Origin of the sequence: Streptomyces sp. RK9, assembly GCF_045070545.1 — a bacterium.
GTDB classification, from domain to species: Bacteria; Actinomycetota; Actinomycetes; order Streptomycetales; family Streptomycetaceae; genus Streptomyces; species Streptomyces alboflavus.
Window position 1 is genome coordinate 544,463 of the sequence record NZ_CP173704.1, and the last position, 19,232, is coordinate 563,694.

At 74.1% G+C, this 19,232-nt stretch carries 16 protein-coding genes; 8 read left to right on the plus strand and 8 right to left on the minus strand.

Annotation, left to right across the window (positions count from 1 at the left end):
• The first annotated feature begins 52 nt into the window (after positions 1-52).
• The gene (locus AB6L24_RS22500) at positions 53-964 is read left to right on the plus strand and encodes a LysR family transcriptional regulator (protein WP_380846290.1); all 912 of its coding nucleotides are present in this window, start codon (positions 53-55) and stop codon (positions 962-964) included.
• Between the two features lie 130 nt (positions 965-1,094).
• Here AB6L24_RS22500 and AB6L24_RS22505 read toward each other — a convergent pair whose 3' ends face one another.
• Both AB6L24_RS22505 and AB6L24_RS22510 read right to left on the minus strand, forming a co-directional pair.
• Entirely contained in the window at positions 1,095-2,336 is a 1,242-nt protein-coding gene (locus AB6L24_RS22505) for an MFS transporter (RefSeq protein ID WP_405657740.1), read from the minus strand.
• 457 nt (positions 2,337-2,793) lie between these two features.
• On the minus strand, positions 2,794-3,003 hold the full coding sequence (locus AB6L24_RS22510) for a hypothetical protein (RefSeq protein WP_405657742.1): 210 nt from the start codon (positions 3,001-3,003) through the stop codon (positions 2,794-2,796).
• A 384-nt stretch (positions 3,004-3,387) separates the two neighbouring features.
• Here AB6L24_RS22510 and AB6L24_RS22515 point away from each other — a divergent pair, with 384 nt between their 5' ends.
• Positions 3,388-5,445, plus strand: coding sequence for a HelD family protein (locus AB6L24_RS22515; RefSeq protein ID WP_405657743.1), 2,058 nt, complete (start codon positions 3,388-3,390; stop codon positions 5,443-5,445).
• Positions 5,446-5,471: 26 nt separating this feature from the next.
• On the opposite strand, the gene AB6L24_RS22520 is transcribed toward AB6L24_RS22515, so the two are convergent.
• Positions 5,472-6,164, minus strand: a complete 693-nt coding sequence (locus tag AB6L24_RS22520; protein ID WP_380846299.1) for a copper homeostasis protein CutC — start codon at positions 6,162-6,164, stop codon at positions 5,472-5,474.
• 173 nt (positions 6,165-6,337) lie between these two features.
• Entirely contained in the window at positions 6,338-8,626 is a 2,289-nt protein-coding gene (locus AB6L24_RS22525; protein WP_405657745.1) for a heavy metal translocating P-type ATPase, read from the minus strand.
• A gap of 142 nt (positions 8,627-8,768) precedes the next feature.
• Here AB6L24_RS22525 and AB6L24_RS22530 point away from each other — a divergent pair, with 142 nt between their 5' ends.
• Positions 8,769-9,707 carry a hypothetical protein gene (locus AB6L24_RS22530; protein WP_405657747.1) on the plus strand — a complete coding sequence of 313 codons (939 nt, stop codon included), beginning with the start codon at positions 8,769-8,771 and terminating at the stop codon, positions 9,705-9,707.
• A gap of 73 nt (positions 9,708-9,780) precedes the next feature.
• Here the strand turns inward: AB6L24_RS22530 and AB6L24_RS22535 are convergent, their stop codons facing one another.
• A complete protein-coding gene (locus tag AB6L24_RS22535) occupies positions 9,781-10,461 on the minus strand; it encodes a maleylpyruvate isomerase family mycothiol-dependent enzyme (RefSeq protein ID WP_405657749.1) in 681 nt (226 codons plus the stop codon).
• Positions 10,462-11,336: 875 nt separating this feature from the next.
• Here AB6L24_RS22535 and AB6L24_RS22540 point away from each other — a divergent pair.
• From AB6L24_RS22540 to AB6L24_RS22550, 3 genes are all read left to right on the plus strand, one after another.
• Positions 11,337-12,044, plus strand: a complete 708-nt coding sequence (locus tag AB6L24_RS22540) for a hypothetical protein (RefSeq protein WP_405657751.1) — start codon at positions 11,337-11,339, stop codon at positions 12,042-12,044.
• 9 nt (positions 12,045-12,053) lie between these two features.
• Positions 12,054-13,154 (plus strand): GNAT family N-acetyltransferase, encoded by a 1,101-nt coding sequence (locus tag AB6L24_RS22545; protein ID WP_405657753.1) that lies wholly within the window; start codon positions 12,054-12,056, stop codon positions 13,152-13,154.
• Between the two features lie 168 nt (positions 13,155-13,322).
• The gene (locus AB6L24_RS22550; RefSeq protein WP_405657755.1) at positions 13,323-14,549 is read left to right on the plus strand and encodes a Cmx/CmrA family chloramphenicol efflux MFS transporter; all 1,227 of its coding nucleotides are present in this window, start codon (positions 13,323-13,325) and stop codon (positions 14,547-14,549) included.
• A 54-nt stretch (positions 14,550-14,603) separates the two neighbouring features.
• Here the strand turns inward: AB6L24_RS22550 and AB6L24_RS22555 are convergent, their stop codons facing one another.
• Genes AB6L24_RS22555 through AB6L24_RS22565 form a run of 3 tightly spaced genes read right to left on the minus strand, consistent with a single transcriptional unit; the run spans position 14,604 to position 17,271 of the window.
• Positions 14,604-15,137 carry a hypothetical protein gene (locus AB6L24_RS22555; protein WP_405657757.1) on the minus strand — a complete coding sequence of 178 codons (534 nt, stop codon included), beginning with the start codon at positions 15,135-15,137 and terminating at the stop codon, positions 14,604-14,606.
• On the minus strand, positions 15,134-16,579 hold the full coding sequence (locus AB6L24_RS22560; RefSeq protein WP_405657759.1) for an ATP-binding protein: 1,446 nt from the start codon (positions 16,577-16,579) through the stop codon (positions 15,134-15,136). The genes AB6L24_RS22555 and AB6L24_RS22560 overlap by 4 nt, the downstream gene beginning before the upstream one ends.
• 2 nt (positions 16,580-16,581) lie before the next feature.
• Entirely contained in the window at positions 16,582-17,271 is a 690-nt protein-coding gene (locus tag AB6L24_RS22565; RefSeq protein ID WP_405657761.1) for a response regulator, read from the minus strand.
• A gap of 135 nt (positions 17,272-17,406) precedes the next feature.
• Between AB6L24_RS22565 and AB6L24_RS22570 the strand changes: the two genes are divergently transcribed.
• A complete protein-coding gene (locus AB6L24_RS22570; protein ID WP_405657763.1) occupies positions 17,407-18,129 on the plus strand; it encodes a hypothetical protein in 723 nt (240 codons plus the stop codon).
• Positions 18,130-19,194, plus strand: coding sequence for a peptidoglycan-binding protein (locus AB6L24_RS22575; protein WP_405657765.1), 1,065 nt, complete (start codon positions 18,130-18,132; stop codon positions 19,192-19,194).
• Positions 19,195-19,232: the final 38 nt, after the last annotated feature.

Genomic DNA, 19,232 nt, shown 5'->3' on the forward strand with positions numbered 1-19,232 from the left:
CCGCCGTGCGGAACAATCGGAGGCCGGGTGTTCCCCTGACGGGAGGCGGCGCATGCTGGAGCGGCACGAGATCGATGGTTTCCTGGTCCTGGCCGAGGAGTTGCACTTCGGACATGCCGCCGAGCGGTTGGGGCTCTCTCCCGGCCGGGTCAGCCAGACGATCAAGAAGCTGGAGCGCCGGATCGGTGCGCCGCTGTTCGCGCGGACCAGCCGCCGCGTCGTGCTGACCCCGCTCGGGGAGCAGTTACGGGACGATCTGGAGCCGGTGCGCAGCCGCCTGGAGGAGGTCGTCGAGCGGGCGATGGCGGCCGCGCGTGGCGTCGAGGGCGTGCTGCGGGTGGGGTTCCTCGGATCGGGCGCGGGGCAGCTCGGCCCGGCCATCATGGACCTGTTCGGTGCCGAGCACCCCGGCTGCGAGGTGCGGATGCGCGAGACGCACTTCGCGGATCCGCTGGGGCCGCTGCGCTCGGGCGACGTCGACGTGCTGATCACGCGGCTGCCGGTGGACGAGCCGGACCTCACCGTCGGCGTGAGCGTGATCTCCGAGCCGAGGGTGATCGCCGTACCGGCCGGGCATCCGTTCGCGCGCCGCGCGTCGCTCTCGTTCGAAGACCTCGCCCGCGACACCGTGTTCGGCGTCACCGGACCCGCCCCGGCCTACTGGTGGGACTTCCACGTCCCGCGCGAGACGCCGAGCGGCAGGCCCATTCCACGCGGCCAGGACGTCGCGACGTTCCAGGAGCTGCTCGCGCTCATCGCCGGGGGGCGGGGCATCTCGCCGCTCGTCGCATCCGTCGCGCGGTACTACGGGCGGCCCGACATCGCGTTCGTCCCGTGCCCCGACCTGCCGTTGAGCGAGGTCGCGGTGGTGTGGCGCACGCAGGGGGCCACCGCACGCACCCGGGCCTTCGCCCAGGCCGCGCGGGCCGCCGTCGTCGCCAACGGCGGCCCTGCCCGCTACTGACGCCGCCGCGCCGCCCCCTCGGACAGGCCCGAGGGGGCGGGGCGGCGGCGTGCCGACGGGCCGGGTGGTGCCGGGCGGCGACCGGCCGGATGCGGCCCGGACGCCGTCGGTGTGGCGCGCTCGGCCGGGCTCAGGCGACGAGCTTGTGGGCCGGGGTCTCCTCGACGGCGTCCCGGGCCGTGCGGTGGGCCCGCGGCCGCACCGTCGGCTCGGCGGTGCGGGCCTTCTTGGTGCGGCGGTCCAGGGCGCCGGACAGCAGCGCCAGGAGGAGGGCGCCGACGGCCAGGAGGGCGCCGATCCAGTTGGGCGCGGCGTATCCGGCACCCGCGTCGATGGCGAGTCCGCCGAGCCAGGCGGCGAGCGCGTTGCCGATGTTGAAGGCACCGATGTTGGCGGCGGAGGCGAGCGCGGCACCGCCCCGTGCCTTGTCCATCACCCGCATCTGGATCGGCGGGACGAGCATGAAGCCCACGGCGCCGAAGGCCACGAGGGTGCCGGCGGCCGGGATCGGGGAGCGCACGGTGAGCGTGAAGAGGGCGAGCACCACGGCGATGCCGGCCAGCGAGGCGTACAGCGTGGGCATCGGCCTGCGGTCGGCCCACTTGCCGCCGACCAGGTTGCCGATGAACAGGCCGACCCCGAGCAGGACGAGCAACCAGGGCACGGCGCCCTCGGAGAACCCGGCGACGTCGGTCATCATCTTCTCGATGTAGGTGACGGTGCCGAAGACGGCGCCGAAGCCCAGCGCGGTGATCGCCAGCGCGATCCAGACCTGCCCGCGGGCGAAGACCTTCAGCTCCTCGCGCAGCCCGCCGGTCTCCTCCTTGGGCTGCTCGGGGAGCAGGGTCAGTATGCCGAGCAGTCCGACGATGCCGATGAGGGTCACGGCCCAGAAGGTCGAGCGCCAGCCGAAGTGCTGGCCCAGCGCGGTGCCCAGCGGGACCCCGGCCACATGGGCTCCGGTGAGCCCGGCGAACATCAGCGCCACCGCGGACGCCTTCTTCTCCGGTGCGACGAGGCCTGCGGCGACGACCGAACCGATGCCGAAGAACGCGCCGTGGGTGAGCGCGGCCACCACCCGGCCGGCCATCAGGATGCCGTAGCTCGGCGCGAGCGCGGAGATGAGATTGCCGACGATGAAGATCGCCATCAGGCCGGTCAGCATCGCCTTGCGGGGGATCCTGTTGCCCGCGGCGGTCAACAGCGGCGCCCCGACGGCGACGCTGATCGCGTACCCGGAGACCAGCAGGCCCACGGCGGGGATGGAGACCCCCAGGTCGGCGGAGATGTCGGAGGTGAGTCCGACGATGACGAATTCGGTCAGGCCGATACCGAAGGCACCGATCGCGAGCGCTACCAGGGCGAGAGGCACAGCGCACTCCTCCTTGCGTCGGTCCGGCCCGATGGGCGGCCGGAGGCTGAGGGGACCGCGGCGCCACCGGGAACTCCCGTGGACAGAGGGCCCGTCCGCGCCGCCTCTCCACGATCGGACGGCGGATGCGCCGCAACAACGGCGATCTCCTCAACGGACGTTTAGCGCGAGTGCGCGATGCGGGGAGACCAGCGGCGACACATGGAACACCGGAGGCATCCCGCGGGACACGGGGACGCGAGAAAGCCCCTCGGCGCGGGAGAGGCCGGGGGGCTTCGGAGCAGGGGCACGAGGAGCGTGGCGAACAGCGGGCGCGGGGGGGGCCGCGAAGCCGGTGCGGCGCCGGTGTCGGGCCGACGTCGGCGTGGCGCTGCACGCGCACGGGATGACGCGCGGAGGGCGGCCTGCGCGTACGCAGCCGGGGCGGAGGTCGGCGGCCGGGGGCCGGGGAGGGCGGTCAGCGGCGGCGGACGCCCGCCTCCTCCGCGTACTCCCCGAGCACGGTCACGCCGAACGCGGCCGTGACGAAGACCTTCGCGGCGCGCAGGGTGGCGCCGATACGGTGCGGGCGGTGGGTGTCGGAGAGGGCCGTCGCGCCGGGGGCGGAGCGGGGGCCGGGGAGCTTCGGGGCGGACAGGGACGCGGGGGTGAAGGTTGCGCTGCTCATGTGTCCATGGTCGGTTCCGGGGGCCGCGCGCACATCGGCCTGCGGGGGTAAACGTCGGCGTCCGCCGGTAGGACTCGGGGCCCGTGGGCGGCCTCCGCCGGTAGGACCAGCGGGGGTCTGCCCGTACACCTCGGGAGGGACACGCGGGGACCACGGCCCTCAGGGTTTTCTCGGGGGTGCGTCAGGGTTTGCCGCACCCGACGCCTACCGCCCCCCGGCCCCTGACCCGTACCCCGCGGAAAAACCGTTTGGCCCGCCCCACCCCCGTAACTAGGATTTCCCCTTCCCGCCTCCCGCCCAGTGGAGCGCCGCCGCCCGGCCGGAAACCGGCGGCCCTGAGCCACGCACCGAGCACACCCCGCACCCGCCGCCGGAGGCCACCCCGTGAACGCCGCGCCCTCAGACCCCCTTGCCCGCGAACAGGCGCATCTGACCGCCTCCCGTGCCGCGCTGCGCGCCATGCGCGAGGACGCGGAGTCCCTGGACATCCGGGACGTGACGACGAACTGGGTGAACGCCCAGGTCCTCCAGGGCCAGATCGACGAGCGCATCAAGGCCCTGGCCGACCTGTCGCACACGCCGCTGTTCTTCGGCAGGCTGGACTTCCTGCACGCGCCCGGGGCCGATCAGGCCGAGGGAGGGGACGGGGAGCAGTTCTACATCGGGCGGCGGCACGTGCACGACGCCGACGGCGACCCGATGGTCATCGACTGGCGGGCGCCCGTCTCGCAGCCGTTCTACCGCGCGTCGAAGAAGGACCCGCTGGACGTCGGCCTGCGCCGCCGGTTCGGTTACACCGGCGGTGACCTCACGGCGTACGAGGACGAGCATCTGACGGACGCCACCGAGGCCGAGCAGGTCAGCAAGCTGCTCCAGGAGGAGATCGAGCGGCCGCGCGTCGGCCCGATGCGGGACATCGTCGCGACGATCCAGCCGGAGCAGGACGAGATCGTGCGCGGCGGCCTCGGCGGGTCCGTGTGCGTGCAGGGCGGGCCCGGCACCGGGAAGACGGCGGTCGGCCTGCACCGGGTCGCCTACCTCCTGTACGCCCACCGGGAGCGGCTCGCCCGCACCGGCACCCTGGTCATCGGGCCGAACCGCTCCTTCCTGCACTACATCGAGCAAGTCCTGCCCGCGCTCGGCGAGTTGGAGGTGCGTCAGGCGACGGTCGCCGACCTCGTCGCGCACGTCGAGGTGCGCGGCACGGACGAGCCGGACGCCGCCCTGGTGAAGGGCGACGCACGGATGGCGGAGGTGCTGCGGCGGGCGCTGCGGTCGCACGTCACGATGCCGCGGGAGGCGATCGTGGTGGTGCGCGGGTCGCGGCGGTGGCGGGTGCCGGTGTACGAATTCGAGGAGATCGTAGGGGAGTTGCTGGCGCGCGACATGCGGTACGGGGCCGCGCGCGAGGCCCTGCCGCAGCGCGTCGCGCACGCCGTGCTCGTGCAGATGGAGCGGTCCGGGGAGGCCCCTGACGACCGGGTGCAGGACGCGGTGGCGCGCAACGCGGCGGTGAAGGCGGCCGTCAAGGCGGTGTGGCCGCAGGTCGATCCGGCGCGGCTCGTGCTGCGGCTGCTCGGCGACGCGGAGTTCCTGGCGGAGCACGCACAGGGGCTGCTCTCGGAGGCGGAACAGAAGGCGGTGCTGTGGGCGAAGCCGCCGCGCACGCCGAAGAGCGCCAAGTGGTCGGCGGCGGACGCGGTCCTGATCGACGAGGCGGCGGACCTGGTGGCCCGTACGCACTCGCTCGGCCATGTCGTCCTCGACGAGGCGCAGGACCTGTCCCCCATGCAGTACCGCGCCGTCGGGCGGCGCTGCACCACCGGGTCCGTGACCGTGCTCGGCGACCTCGCGCAGGGCACCACGCCGTGGGCGACGCCGAGTTGGGACGAGGCGCTGGCGCATCTGGGCAAGTCCGACGCCGTGGTGGAGGAGCTGACGGCCGGTTTCCGCGTGCCGCGCGAGGTGATCGCGTACGCCTCGCGGCTGCTTCCCGCCATCGCGCCCGGCCTCGCGGAGGTCAGCTCGGTCCGCGAGTCACCCGGCTCCCTGTCCGTGCGCCACGTCGACGACCCCGACGCGGCCGCCCTCGCCGCCTGCGCCGATTCGCTCCGCCAGGAGGGCTCCATCGGCCTGATCGCCGCCGACCACCGCGTCCCCGCCCTCGCGGCGGCGCTCACCGCGGCCGGCGTCACCTACCTGGCCCCGGGCGAGGAGACCACCCCCGACACCCGCCTCACCCTCGTCCCCGCGTCCCTGGCCAAGGGCCTCGAGTACGACTACGTGGTCCTGGACGAGCCCGCGGCGGTGGTCGCCGCCGAACCCGACGAACGCACGGGCCTGCGCCGCCTGTACGTGGCACTGACGCGAGCGGTGTCGGGCCTGACGGTGCTGCATTCGACGCCGCTGCCGGGGGTGTTGGCGGAGGAGGCCGGGGCCTAGGTCGGACGGCGGAGCCGGGGCCTGGGTCAGACGGCGTCCAGGGTGCGCCGCCACACGGCGACCGCGTCCGCGGAGACCGGCGCGTCCCACCCGTGGGGCCGGGCCGCCCCGCCGATGTGGAAGGCGTCGAGCCCGGCCGACCGGAGCTGCGGGACGTGGTCGAGGCGGAGGCCGCCGCCGACGAGGATGCGGGGCTCGTACCCCGGCTCCCCGGAGCGCGCGGCCTCGGCGAGGAGGGTGGGCAGGCCCTCGTCGACCCCGGCGGCGGCACCCGCGGTGAGGTAGGTGTCGAGCCCGGGCAGGTCGGCGAGCTGCTTGCGCAGGGCGTCCCGGTCGGCGGCCCGGTCGATGGCCCGGTGGAACGTCCACCGGCACCCGTCGAGGACCTCCACGACCGCGTCGACGGCGGCGACGTCCGCCCCGCCCGCCTCGTCGAGGAACCCGATGACGAACTCGTCGGCCCCGGCGTCCCGCAACTCCCGCGCCCGCCGCGCCAGCGCGTCCACGTCCCCGGCGGCGAACCCGTCGGCGAGCCGCAGCATGACGCGCAGCGCGATGTCGACGCAGGAGCGGATCTCCGTGAAGGTCGCGACGGACGGCGTGAGCCCGTCCGCGGCCATGTCGGTGACCAGCTCTAGGCGGTCCGCACCTCCGGCCTGGGCGGCGACCGCGTCCTCGGCGTCGAGGGCGATCACCTCCAGGAGCGCGCGCTTGCTCATGGATGTCTTCCTTCTGGAGTCGGGGCCGGCTGTGGGCTGACGTCGTGCGGAGCGCCGACTACAGAAACACAGGTCTAGTCCAATTACCAGGGTACGCGCAGATCACCCCGGCGCGAATCGAATGGCACCGGGGTGATCAGGCCACGTACCGAGTTGATCAGGCCACAGCAGTGTCAGCTCAGGGGCTTGAACCCGCGCAGCCGCAGGCTGTTGCCGACCACGAAGACCGACGAGAAGGCCATGGCGGCACCCGCGATCATCGGGTTCAGGAGCCCCGCCGCGGCCAGCGGCAGCGCGCCGACGTTGTAGGCGAAGGCCCAGAACAGGTTGGACTTGATGGTGCCGAGGGTGCGGCGCGAGAGCCGGATGGCGTCGGCCGCGGCCCGCAGGTCGCCGCGGACGAGGGTGAGGTCGCCCGCCTCGATGGCCGCGTCCGTGCCCGTGCCCATGGCGAGCCCGAGGTCGGCCTGCGCGAGCGCCGCCGCGTCGTTGACGCCGTCGCCGACCATGGCGACCGAACGCCCCTCGCCCTGGAGCCGCTTGACCACGTCGACCTTGTCCTGCGGAAGCACCTCGGCGATGACGTGCTCCGGCGCGATGCCGACCTCGGCGGCGACGGACCGCGCGACGGCGGTGTTGTCGCCGGTGAGCAGGATCGGCGTGAGGCCGAGGTCACGCAGCCTGCGGATGGCCTCCGGGCTGGTGTCCTTGACGGCGTCGGCGACTTCGAGGACGGCCCGCGCCTCGCCGTCCCAGGCGACCGCGATGGCCGTGCGCCCGGCCTGCTCGGCCTCGTCCTTGGCCCGCTTCAGGCCCTCCGGCAGCTCCATGGCCCACTCGGCGAGCAGCTGCTCACGGCCGACCAGGACGGCGTGCCCCTCGACGATCCCCTGCACGCCGAGCCCGGGGACGTTGGCGAAGTCCTCCGGCGTCGGCAGCTCACCGACCCGCTCGGTGGCGCCCGCCGCGACGGCCTGGGCGATCGGGTGCTCCGATGCGTGCTCCAACGCGCCCGCGAGCCGCAGGACTTCGTCCTCGTCCGTGCCCTCGGCCACGTGCGCGGCGAGCAGCGTCATCCGGCCCGTGGTGACCGTGCCGGTCTTGTCCAGGACGATCGTGTCGACGCGCCGGGTGGACTCCAGGACCTCCGGGCCCTTGATCAGGATGCCGAGCTGGGCGCCGCGCCCGGTGCCGACCATGAGCGCGGTCGGCGTGGCGAGGCCCAGGGCGCACGGGCAGGCGATGATCAGTACGGCGACGGCGGCCGTGAACGCGGCGGTGAGCCCCGCGCCGTTGCCGAGCCAGAAGCCGAGCGTGGCGACGGCGAGCGCGATGACGACGGGCACGAAGACGCCCGAGATGCGGTCGGCGAGCCGCTGGGCGGCGGCCTTGCCGTTCTGCGCGTCCTCGACGAGCCGCGCCATCCGGGCGAGCTGGGTGTCGGCGCCGACGCGGGTGGCCTCGACGACGAGACGGCCGCCGACGTTCAGGGTGGCGCCGGTGACGGCGTCGCCGGGGGCGACCTCCACGGGCACGGACTCGCCGGTGAGCATGGAGGCGTCGACGGCGGACGAGCCCTCGACGACGCGCCCGTCGGTGGCGATCTTCTCGCCGGGCCGGACGAGGAAGTGGTCACCGGCCTTCAACTCGCCCACCGGCACGGTCTCTTCCCGCCCGTCGCGCACCACGGTGACGTCCTTGGCGCCCAGTTCGAGCAGCGCCTTGAGGGCGGCGCCCGCCTTCCGCTTCGAGCGGGCCTCGAAGTACCGCCCGGCGAGGATGAACGCGGTGACCCCGGCCGCCGCCTCCAGGTAGATGTTCGCGGCGCCGTCGCTGCGCTCGATGGTCAGCTCGAAGGCGTGCGTCATGCCGGGCGTCCCGGCCGAGCCGAGGAACAGGGCCCACAGCGACCACAGGAACGCCGCCGACGTACCGACCGATATCAGCGTGTCCATGGTGGCCGCGCCGTGCCGGGCGTTGGTGACCGCGGCCTTGTGGAAGGGCCAGGCGGCGTACGTGACGACGGGCGCCGCGAGCGTCAGGGACAGCCACTGCCAGTACTCGAACTGGAGCGCCGGGACCATCGCCATCGCGATCACGGGCACGGAGAGCACGACGGCGGTGATCAGCCGCTCCCGCAGGGGCCGCAGCGCGGCGGCGTCGGCGGCGTCGGCGTCTTCGCCGTCCGCCCCGCCCGCCGCTCCCCCGCCGGGCTCCGTGGCCGGTGGGGCGGGCTCCTTGGCGGTGTAGCCCGTGGCCTCGACGGTGGCGATCAGGTCGGCCACGGCGATGTCGTCGCCGTTGTAGGTGACCTTGGCCTTCTCGGTGGCGTAGTTGACGGTCGCCTCGACACCGTCCATGCGGTTCAGCTTCTTCTCGATGCGGGCGGCGCAGGAGGCGCAGGTCATGCCGCCGATGGCGAGCTCTGTCTGCGCGGTCCGCGCCGTCTCAGTGGTGGACATGCCAGCTACTCCTCGTGCCGGGTACCCCGGGTCGGTATCGCCTTACGAGTCCATGTATACCCCTGGGGGGTATCCGAACGCAAGAAGATCCCGAGGGCGGATCGGGCTTGACTTGATACCCCCAGGGGGTATCGTCGTCCTCATGAATACAGGACTGCGGATCACCGCGTACGCCACAGCGGTCGCGGCGGCGTTCGGCGCCGCGTACGCCGTGGGCACGAACGTCGACACCGTGAGCAAGCCGGTGGCGCACAGCGAGAAGAAGGACCACGGCGGCGGGCACGCCGAGCAGGGCGCCGCGAAGAAGGCCGCCGCACCGGCCGGTCTTCAGGTCTCCGCGCAGGGGTACGCCCTCGACCTCAGGACGCCGCGCGCAAAGGCGGGCGAGCGCACCGAGCTGCGCTTCAGCGTCCTGAAGGAGTCCTCGGGGGCGCCCCTGAAGACGTACAAGAAGGACCACGGCAAGGAGCTGCACCTGATCCTCGCCTCACGGGACCTGACGACATACCGCCATCTGCACCCCGCGCGCGCCGCCGACGGCACCTGGTCGGTCCCCGCGACGCTGCCGAAGGCCGGGGACTACCGCGTATTCGCGGACTTCACGCCCCGGGGCGCCGACGCCAAGGTCACCCTCGGCACGGACCTGGCCGTGACCGGGCCGTACGCCCCCGGGAAGCTGCCGCCCGTGACCGCGACGGCCAAGGCGCCCGACGGGTACGAGGTGCGGCTGACCGGCGGGCTGACCCCTGGCAAGCCCCGGGAGGTCACCCTCCGCGTCACCCGCGACGGCAAGCCGGTCACCGACCTCCAGCCCTACCTCGGCGCCTACGGTCACCTCGTCGCCCTGCGCGCCGGTGACCTCGCCTACCTCCACGTCCACCCGAACGGCGAACCGGGCGACGGCACCACGAAGCCCGGGCCCGGGGTGTCCTTCACCGCGACGGCGCCGAGCGCGGGGTCCTACCGCCTCTTCCTGGACTTCCGGCACGAGGGCGTGGTGCGGACGGCGGCGTTCACGGTGCGGGCGGGCGGGGGGCCGCACGAGGCGGAGGGCGGGACGGAGGCGCCCCACGGTCATTGAGGCGCCCCGCCGCCGGGCTTCCCGGCCCTACCGGATCTGCTGGCCCTGTCGGGCCGGTCGGGCCTGTCGGGCCTCAGCTGAAGATGCTCAGCTCCTCCTGCGTCGCCCCCGCCAGCTCGAACTTCGAGTCGGACAGGGGGCGGCCCGCGTACAGCCGTACCAGCGTCGGGGCGTCCCCGATGTACCGGGCCGGCGGGCGGCTGCCGTCCGTCACGCCCAGGATCAGCGGCTCGTCGAAGCCGTCGACGTCCGCGTGCAGGGGTGGGGCCGAGGACTGTTTGCTGAACGCGGTGAGCAGCGGCAGCGCGTCGACGAGGCCGTCGCCGCCGTACGCGCCCGGCAGGCCCCACGCGTCCCGTACGTCGCCCGCGTGCACCCACTCGCCGAGCGCCACGCCGTCGAACAGGCCCTTCGACGCGGCGATGGCGGCGCCCGCGTTCGTCATGCCGTGCTCCAGCTCGTCCACGATGCGGGAGGTGGGCCAGTGCGCGCGTTCCGCGATGTCCCTGTCGTTGCCCTCCGCGGTGAACACCCCTTCCTCGAAGCGGCTCTCGATCACTCGGCTCAGGGCGGCCGAGCAGTGCGCGAGGACGTCGCGGACCGACCAGCCGGGGCAGCAGGTGGGGGCCGCGAACGCCTCGTCGGCGGTGGAGCGGAGGAGGGGGATGAGGGCGTCCCGCTCCGTGCGCAGGAGCCGGCCCGGGCGGTCGGATTCGTACGCTTCGTCGGGCGTGTTCGCGTCGTCGTACGTCATGGCGGCCAGCCAAGCGGGCGTTGCCCCGAAAGGCAACGTCCAGCCCCGTTTTCCCCCGCCCCGCGTCCGGCCCGGGTGGGCCGCACCCACCGCCGACCGGCGCTCCACAATCCAGCCGAGCAACAGCCCGGCCCCCTCAGCCCCTCGTGGCTCACCCCCGAACCGGCGCTCCGCGCCTCGTCCTCAATCGCCGGACAGGCTCTCTCCCACCCACCCGCCCAAACTCGCACCGTCCTGCCCGACAGCCCGGCACCCCCAGCCCCGCCGGGGGCACCCCCGTATCGGCGCTCCGCACCTCGTCCTCAAACGCCGGACAGGCTCTCTCCCACCCACCCGCCCAAACTCGCACCGTCCTGCCCGACAGCCCGGCACCCCCAGCCCCGCCGGGGCACCCCGTATCGGCGCTCCGCACCTCGTCCTCAAACGCCGGACAGGCTCTCTCCCACCCACCCGCCCAAACTCGCACCGTCCTGCCCACCAGCCCGGCACCCTCAGCCTCGGACGGGCTTTTTCCCACCCACCCGCCCCCGCCATTGCTTCGGCCGAGCAGCAGCCCGGCACCCTCAGCCCCGAAACGACTCACGCCGCAGCACCTCCCGGCCCACCCCGCAGCACCCGCCGCCACCATCGCCGCCCCCTCTCCGGCCCACCCCGCACCTTTCCGGCCACCCCGCAGCACCTTTCCAGCCCACCCCGCGGCACTTTTCAGACCCGCCCCGGCTGTATGTCAGCCCGTCCGGCGTTTGAGGACGAGCGCGGAGCGCGATCGGGGGGAGGTCGTCCCGCCCGAAGGGGGCACCCGCGCCCGGGGTCCAGGGGCGGAGCCCCGGGATCGGTGAAGGGGCGGGGTTGGGGAGCCCCGCTAGGGTCGGCGTATGGCTGCAGATGATGTCGAAGCTCTTCGGGCCCGCTGGCGGGACGCCTTGGTCGCGGCGCGGGCCGCGGAGCCGGGCGCAGGGCCGGGCGCGGAGCCGGGCGCAGGGCCGGGCGCGGAGCCGGGCGCAGGGCCGGGGCCGGATCCGGGGCCGTACGGGGAGAATTTGATCGCGCGGTGGGGTGAGGCGCACCGGCGGTATCACGACCGCGCCCACCTGCTCGCCGTACTGGACCACATCGACACCCTCCACCCCCACGCGGACACCCCGCACTTGGTGCGGCTCGCAGCCTGGTTCCACGACGCGGTCTACGCCCCGGACCGCTCGGAGAACGAGGAACGCAGCGCCCGCCTCGCGGAACGCGCCCTGCCGGAGGCGGGCCTCACCCAGGAGGCGACCGCGGAGGTGGCCCGCCTGGTCCGCCTCACGATCACCCACGACCCGGCGGACGGCGACACGAACGGCGAGGTCCTGTGCGACGCGGACCTCGCGATCCTCGCGGCACCCCCGGACGCGTACGCCCGATACGCGGCGGCGGTCCGCGAGGAGTACGCCTTCGTCCCCGACGAGGCGTTCCGCGCGGGCCGCGCGGACGTCCTGCGCCACCTCCTCGCCCTGCCCCGCCTGTTCCGCACGGAGTACGGAGCGACCCACTGGGAGCCCCTGGCCAGGGAAAACCTCAGGACGGAGCTGGACCTGCTCACGTAACCTCACGCCATGCTCTTCAACGGCGGGGAACGGATCGACGAGGCGACGGCACACGCGGTGGCGGCACTGCGCGCGGTGGCGACGGCGGAGTACGACTGGACGGTCCCCGCGGCCGACCTGGAGTGGAGCTGCATGGACACGGCGGAGCACATCGCGGGCGACTTCACGGCGTACGCGACGCAGCTCACCGGCCGCACCGCGAGCACCGGCGGGTACGTCCCGGTCGACATGCGCCTGGAGGACGGCACGGACGCGGACGGCGTGGTGCGCGTCGTGGAGGCGACGGCGGGCCTGCTCGCGGCGGTCGTCCGGACGACCCCGCGGGGCGTGCGCGGCTGGCACCCGTACCCGTACGGCACCGCGGACGCGAACGGCTTCGCGGCGATGGGCGTCGCCGAGCTGCTCCTGCACACGTACGACCTCCTGCGCGCCTTCGACGTCGCCTACGAACCCCCGGCCGAGCTGTGCGAGGCCCTCCTGGCCCGCCAGTTCCCGAACGTGCCCCCGGCCGACGACGGCGAGGACCACTGGGCCGTCCTGCTGTGGGCCACCGGCCGCGGCACCCGCGACGGCCACGCCCGCCTGGACCGCTGGCGCTGGCACAACCCGCTGCTGCTGCCCGCGGGCCCCGTCGACCTGGTCGAGGTGTCCCCGGACGCCGCCGCCGACATCGCCGCGGGCGGCACCGGCGGCTTCGACTGGGCCGACGAAGGGCCCGGCGCGGGCACGCGCGGCGCGGCCGACCGCACCGCGAAGTCGTATGCCGCCGGGACGCACCGCCCCGAGTGGGGCATGTTCGCCGTCGTCCGCACCGAGGACCAGCGCGCCGTCGGCGCCATGGGCTTCCACGGCGTGCCCGGCGAGGACGGCTGGGCCGAGGTCGGCTACAGCCTGGTCCCCGCGGCCCGCGGCAACGGCTACGCGACGCGGGCCCTCGGCGCCCTCACCGACTGGGCCCTCGCCCACCCCGACCACGGGGACGTACAGGGCGTGCGCGGCCTCTCCGACGTCGGCAACACCGCCTCCCACGGCGTCCTGACCCGCGCCGGGTTCACCCGCGTCGCCGACCGTGAGGACGAGGCGGTCTTCGAGCGCCCGCGCGGCACCTGAGCGCGTCCGCGCGGTATCTGAGCGCGCCCGTGTGACGTCCGGCCGCGCTCCGGTCGGCCCTCCCGGCCGCGCGTCGTCCGGCCCTCGGCCGCGCCCGGCCGACCGGTCCGGCCAGCAGCGGGAATGACCACGCCCCCGAACACGTTGGCGAAAAACGTGCCCTCTCGCATGCCCATAGCCGTCCACACCCTCGGCGTCGCCGTCTTCGCCCTCGGCACCAGTGAGTTCATGCTGTCGGGCCTGCTGCCCGCCGTCGCCGACGACATGAACGTCTCCGTGCCGCGCGCCGGACTGCTCATCTCCGCGTTCGCCATCGGCATGGTCGTCGGCGCCCCGCTGCTCGCCGCCACCACCCTGCGGCTGCCGCGCCGGGCCACCCTCATCGCCCTCATCAGCGTCTTCGGCCTCGGCCAGATCGCGGGCGCCCTCGCCCCCTCGTACGCCGTCCTGTTCGCGTCCCGCGTCGTCAGCGCCCTCGCCTGCGCCGGGTTCTGGGCCGTCGGCGCGTCCGTCGCCGTCGCGATGGTGCCGGTGACGCAGCGGGCGCGGGCCATCGCCGTCATGCTCGGCGGGCTCTCCCTCGCGAACGTCCTCGGCGTGCCCGCGGGTGCCTTCCTCGGCGACCACTTCGGGTGGCGCTCCGCCTTCTGGGCCGTCGCCGGGGCCTCCGCGCTCGCCCTCGTCGGCGTCGTCCTGCTCGTCCCGCGCATCGCGCCGCCCGCCGAACAGCCCGTCCTGCGGCGCGAACTCGTCATCTACCGGGACCGGCAGGTGTGGCTCGCCGTCGCCGTCGTCGCGCTCGCCGCCGGCGGGGTGTTCTGCGCGTTCAGCTATCTCGCGCCGCTCCTCACCGATGTCGCGGGGCTCGGGGAGGGGTGGGTGCCGGGGGTGCTCGCGCTGTTCGGGGTGGGGGCGTTGATCGGTACGGCGATCGGGGGGCGGGTCACCGACGGGCGGCTGTTCACCGTGCTGTTCAGCGGGATCTCGGCGTCCACCGTGTTTTTGACCTTGCTCGCTCTGCTGTCCGGCAGTGCTGGCGCGGCTGTCGTGCTTGCCTTTCTGCTGGGGGTTTCCGCGTTCTACACCGGGCCCGCGCTCAACGCCCGCGTCTTCGAGGTCGCTGCTGCCGCGCCGACCCTTGCGGGGGCCACTGCCACTGCCTCGTTCAACCTCGGGAACACGGCCGGGCCGTGGCTCGGGGGGACCGTGATCGACGCGGGGTGGGGGTATGAGTCGGCTGCTTGGGCGGGGGCCGGGCTCACCTTGTCGGCTCTGGGGGCTGTCGCGGTGTCGGTGCGGGTGCGGGGCTCTGCTGAGAGCTCCCCGATCCCGCCCCTTCCCGAAGCTGGGGGCTCTGCCCCCAGACCCCCGCTCCTCAAACGCCGGAGGGGCTGAGATTGCCCCCGTGGGACTGAAGTGAACCGGTGCTGCCGTTCGCTCCCGACCTGTTCACTTGAGGAAGTCCGAGCACACGTACGTTCCCGGGCGGGCGTCGGCCCTCGGGCGGAGTGTGACGCGGATGTCGTCCGTCTGGGTCGTGCCCTTGGTGTCGGCCATCGCTCGGGCCCTTGCGATGCTGCAGACGAGTTGGCCCTTGAGGTTGCGGTTCTCCACGGGGGAGCCGAGGAGTGCTCCCGCTGGGATGTGGACGGTGACCCTGTCGCCGTCCACGGTGGCGTCGTAGCTGCCGTCGTCGCCCAGCAGGGTGGTGAGTCCGGCGTCGCGTTCGGAGTCCACCGGGCCGACCAGGAGGTACTTGATGACGGCCTTGGGGTCCGTGACCTGAGACGCCGGGATGCCGGGGCGGGCGACGCCCTCCAGGCGGCCCGCCTGCGACACGAAGTAGAGGCGCAGCCCCTTGGTGAGGCCGCCGGGCGCCTCCCCGCCGTCCACGACACCGGTGGGGCGGACTCCGCAGCCGGCGAGCAGGACGGCGACCAGAGCCGCCAGGGCGAGGGACGCGCGCCGGGTCGTGGGCCTCATGCGTGGTCCTCCCTCGGGCGGCGCCACGGCAGCCGCAGCGTGAAGACCGCGCCGCCGTCCGGGGCGTTGGCCGCCTCGATCGTGCCGCCGTGCAGGCGGGCGTTCTCCAGGGCGATGGCGGTGCCGAGGCCGCTGCCCTCGGAGCGGGTGCGGGCGGAGTCGGCCTTGTAGAAGCGGTCGAAGACGTGGGCGAGGGTCTCGGGCGGGAGGCCGGGGCCGCGGTCGGCCACCTCCACGGTCAGCCAGTCGCCCGCCGGGTCGGTGGCGAGGGTCAGGGTCACGGGCGGCGCTCCGTGGCGCAGGGCGTTGCCGACGAGGTTGGCCACGATCACGTCGACGCGGCGGCGGTCGACCAGCGCCCGGACGCCCCGGGGCAGTTCGGTGCGTACGCGGTCGGTCAGGGCCCGCAGGGACAGCGTGGCCGTGACGGCTTCCGCGAGGTCGGTGGGGGTGAGGTTGAGGCGGGCCGCGCCCGAGTCGAAGCGGGACATCTCCATCAGGTCGTCCACGAGCCGGGACAGCCGCGCCGTCTCCTCGCTGACGGTGCGGGCCGCGTGGGCCGTGTCCGGCGTCAGGGCGTGCGCGTCCTCGTCCAGGACGGTGGCGACCATCGTCATCGCGGCGAGGGGGGTGCGCAGTTCGTGCGAGACGTCGGCGACGAAGCGCTTCGCCCGCGCGTCCTGCTCGCGCAGTTCGGCGACGGACGCCTCCAGGGCGTCCGCGGTCTTGTTGAAGTCCCGTGCCAGGTCGGCCAGTTCGTCGCGGCCCCGGACCCGCACCCGGGACGTGAGGTCACCGGCCGCGTGCCGCCGGGTGGCGCGGCCCAGTTCGCGTACGGGGCGCAGGACGGTGCCCGCGGAGAGCAGCGCGAGGACGGCGGCGAGCAGCACCACCGGCACGATGCCGTCCCGCACCGCCTCCAGGACGCCGGCCGTCGCCTCGCTCTCCGCCCGCAGCGACGTGATGGCGAAGGCGTCGAGGCCCGAGGGCGCCGCGCCGTCGAAGGTGACGGGGGTGCCCACGACCAGGTAGGGGCGGCCGTCGTGGTCGACGCGCTGGAAGCTCATGCGGTTGTGGGCGCGCACCGCCGCGCGCAGGGCGGGCGTGATCCGGGAGCGGTCGGCGGACGCGTCGGAGGACACGGTGAGGGAGCGGTAGCGGGCCACGACGACGGCGTCGTCGCCGAGGCCGTCCGCGACGGTGGTGGCGAAGCGGGTCAGGGCCACCTCGTCGGCGGGCACGTCGAAGTCCGCGGCGGCCTGCTCGACGCGGTTCTTGAAGGCGCTGCGCACCGCGTCCTGCTTGCGTTCGAGGACGGCGGTACGGGATTCGCGGTACGCGAGCGCGGTCGCCGTGACCGCGCTGACCAGGGCGATGAGGACGAAGGCCACGACGAGGCGGGTGCGCAGGCCGACGAGGCGTCGCAGCGCGCGGCGGGCCACCCTCACACCGGCCCGAACCGGTAGCCGAAGCCCCGTACCGTCTGGATGTAGCGCGGCCGCGCCGGAATGTCCTCGATCTTGGCGCGGAGGCGTCCCACCGCCGCGTCCACGAGCCGGGAGTCCCCGAGGAACCCGTGCTCCCACACGGACTGCAGCAGTTGCTCGCGGCTGAAGACGTGTGCCGGGGACGCCGAGAGCTCCAGGAGCAGGCGCAGTTCGGTGGGCGGCAGGGCGATGGGCGCGCCGCGCTTGGCGACGGTGAGCCCGGCCCGGTCGATGACGAGGCCCGCGTGGTCCTCGCCCCGCGCCGCCTGGGTGGGTTCGGCCCGGCGCAGCGCCGCCCGGATCCTGGCTTCGAGTACGGGCGCGGTCACCGGCTTGACCACGTAGTCGTCGGCGCCCGCCTCCAGGCCCCGCACGATGTCGGTGTCGTCGCCCCGCGCGGTCAGCATGATCACGGGCACCGTGGACCCGCTCGCGCGCAGCCGTCGGCAGACCTCGAAGCCGTCGATGCCGGGCAGCATCAGGTCGAGCACGGCGAGTTCGACGGCCGCGCCCGCCGGGTCGGCGAGGAGGGCGAGCGCGTCCTCACCGGTGGCGGCGGTGGCGACGTCGTAGCCGTGCCTGCGCAGCACCAGTTCCATGCCGTCGCGCACGGACACGTCGTCCTCGATCAGCAGCACATGGGCCATGCGGCCGATTATGCGTGAGGGTTTGCCCAGTTCAGACCGGGTCGCGGGGGCCGGGACCGCCGTTCCCGCGCATTGTTACGCGCTCATCATGCGGCCATGGACCGGCCACCATGTACGGGCCCGACGGTGGTCCGCATGAGCATCCACACCGCTTCCCGGAGCACCGCCGCCCGGCATCCCCTGAGCACCGCCGCCCGAAGCACCTCCGCCCGGCGCACCACCCGCCGCCGCGTCGCCGCGGCCGTCGCCGCCCCCCTCCTCGCCCTCTGCGTCGCCTGCGGCGGCGGGGACGACGGCGTCAAGGACGAAGGGGTCGCCTCCGCCCCCGACGAGCCGAGCGCGGACGGGGCCCCGGGCAAGGGCAAGGGGACCAAGAGCGACACGGACAAGGACGGCTCCGAACCCGCCGCCGAGGGCAAGAGCGCCTTCTACGACGCCCAGCTGACCTACGTGCGCTGCATGCGCTCCAAGGCCGGTCTGAAGGACTACCCCGACCCGAAGCTGAGCGGCTACCTGGACTGGTCGAAGATCGACAAGCTCGTCGACCCGAAGGGCAGGGGCGAGGAGTACAAGGGCGGCAAGAACGGCGTCTGCGCCGACGAGTTCCTCGCCGCGTCGGACCTGGCGCCCGAGCGCGACGCGCAGAAGGACTACGAGTCGATGCTCGCGCACGCCAAGTGCATGCGCGACAACGGCGTCTCCAAGTTCACCAACCCCACGATGTCCGGCGGCAACGTCGTCCCCGGCGGCGACCCGAGCCCCGCGAACCCGGCGCTCGACCAGGACTCGCCCGCGTACGAGCGCGCCCGCGAGGCCTGCAAGGGCAAGCTGCTCGAGGGCCTGGACGGGATGCAGTAGATGAAGCGGCGTACGGGATTCCTCGTCGGCGGCGTCGCCGCTGCCGCCGTGGCGGTGGGCGCGGGCGCCCTCGCGTACGGGGGCGGCGACTCCGGCGGCGGCCCCTCCGGGCGGCCGCCCGCCACCACCACCGTCACCCGGACCGACCTCGTGCTGTCCCAGACGGTCGACGGGAAGATCGACTACGCGCGGCGGCGCGCCGTGAAGTCCGCCGTCCCCGGCACCGTGACGGTCGCGGCCCGCGAGGGCGCCACGGTCACCCGCGGTCAGGCCCTCTACGAGCTGGACGACAAGCCGGTCACGCTCCTGTACGGCCCGGTGCCCGCCTTCCGCGAGATGAAGGTCGGCGCCCGCGGCAGCGACGTACTGGAACTGGAGCGCAACCTCGTCGCGCTCGGCTACGGCAGCGGCCTGTACGTCGACCCGCGCTACGACCGGGCCACGGCCGCCGCCGTCAAGCGGTGGCAGAAGTCCCTCAACCGCACGCCCACCGGCAGGGTCGGCAAGGGGGACGTCGTCTTCCAGCCCGAGCAGGTCAAGGTCGTCCGCGCGGACGCGGCCCTCGCCGACCAGGTCGGCCCGGAGGCGGCCGCCCTCACCGTCGCCTCCACCAGGCCCGTCGTCCGCGCCCGGCTCGACCAGACCGACGCCTCGCTCACCGCGAAGGGCACCAAGGTCGAGGTGACCCTGCCCAGCGGCACCACCGAGCGCGGCCGGGTCACCGGAACCGTCGACCCGGAGGGCTCCGGCGAGGAGGAGGCGTCCGGCGACACCATCACCGTCGAGGTCTCCCTGGACGGCGGCGCGTCGGCGGCGTCCGGCGAGGACGCCAGGGCCACCGCGAGCGTGAAGTTCGTCAGCGAGAGCCGCGAGGACGTCCTGACCGTCCCGGTCGAGGCGGTCGTCGCGCTGCGCGGCACGGACGGCGGCTACGGACTCCAGGTCGTCGAGGGCCGTACGTCCCGGATGGTGCGGGTCGAGACGGGGATGACGGCCGACGGACGCATCGAGGTCAGGGGGTCCCGGATCAGGGAGGGGATGACGGTGGGGGTGGCCACGGAATGACGATCTCCGGTGCCACGGCCGGTTCCACGGCCGGTGCC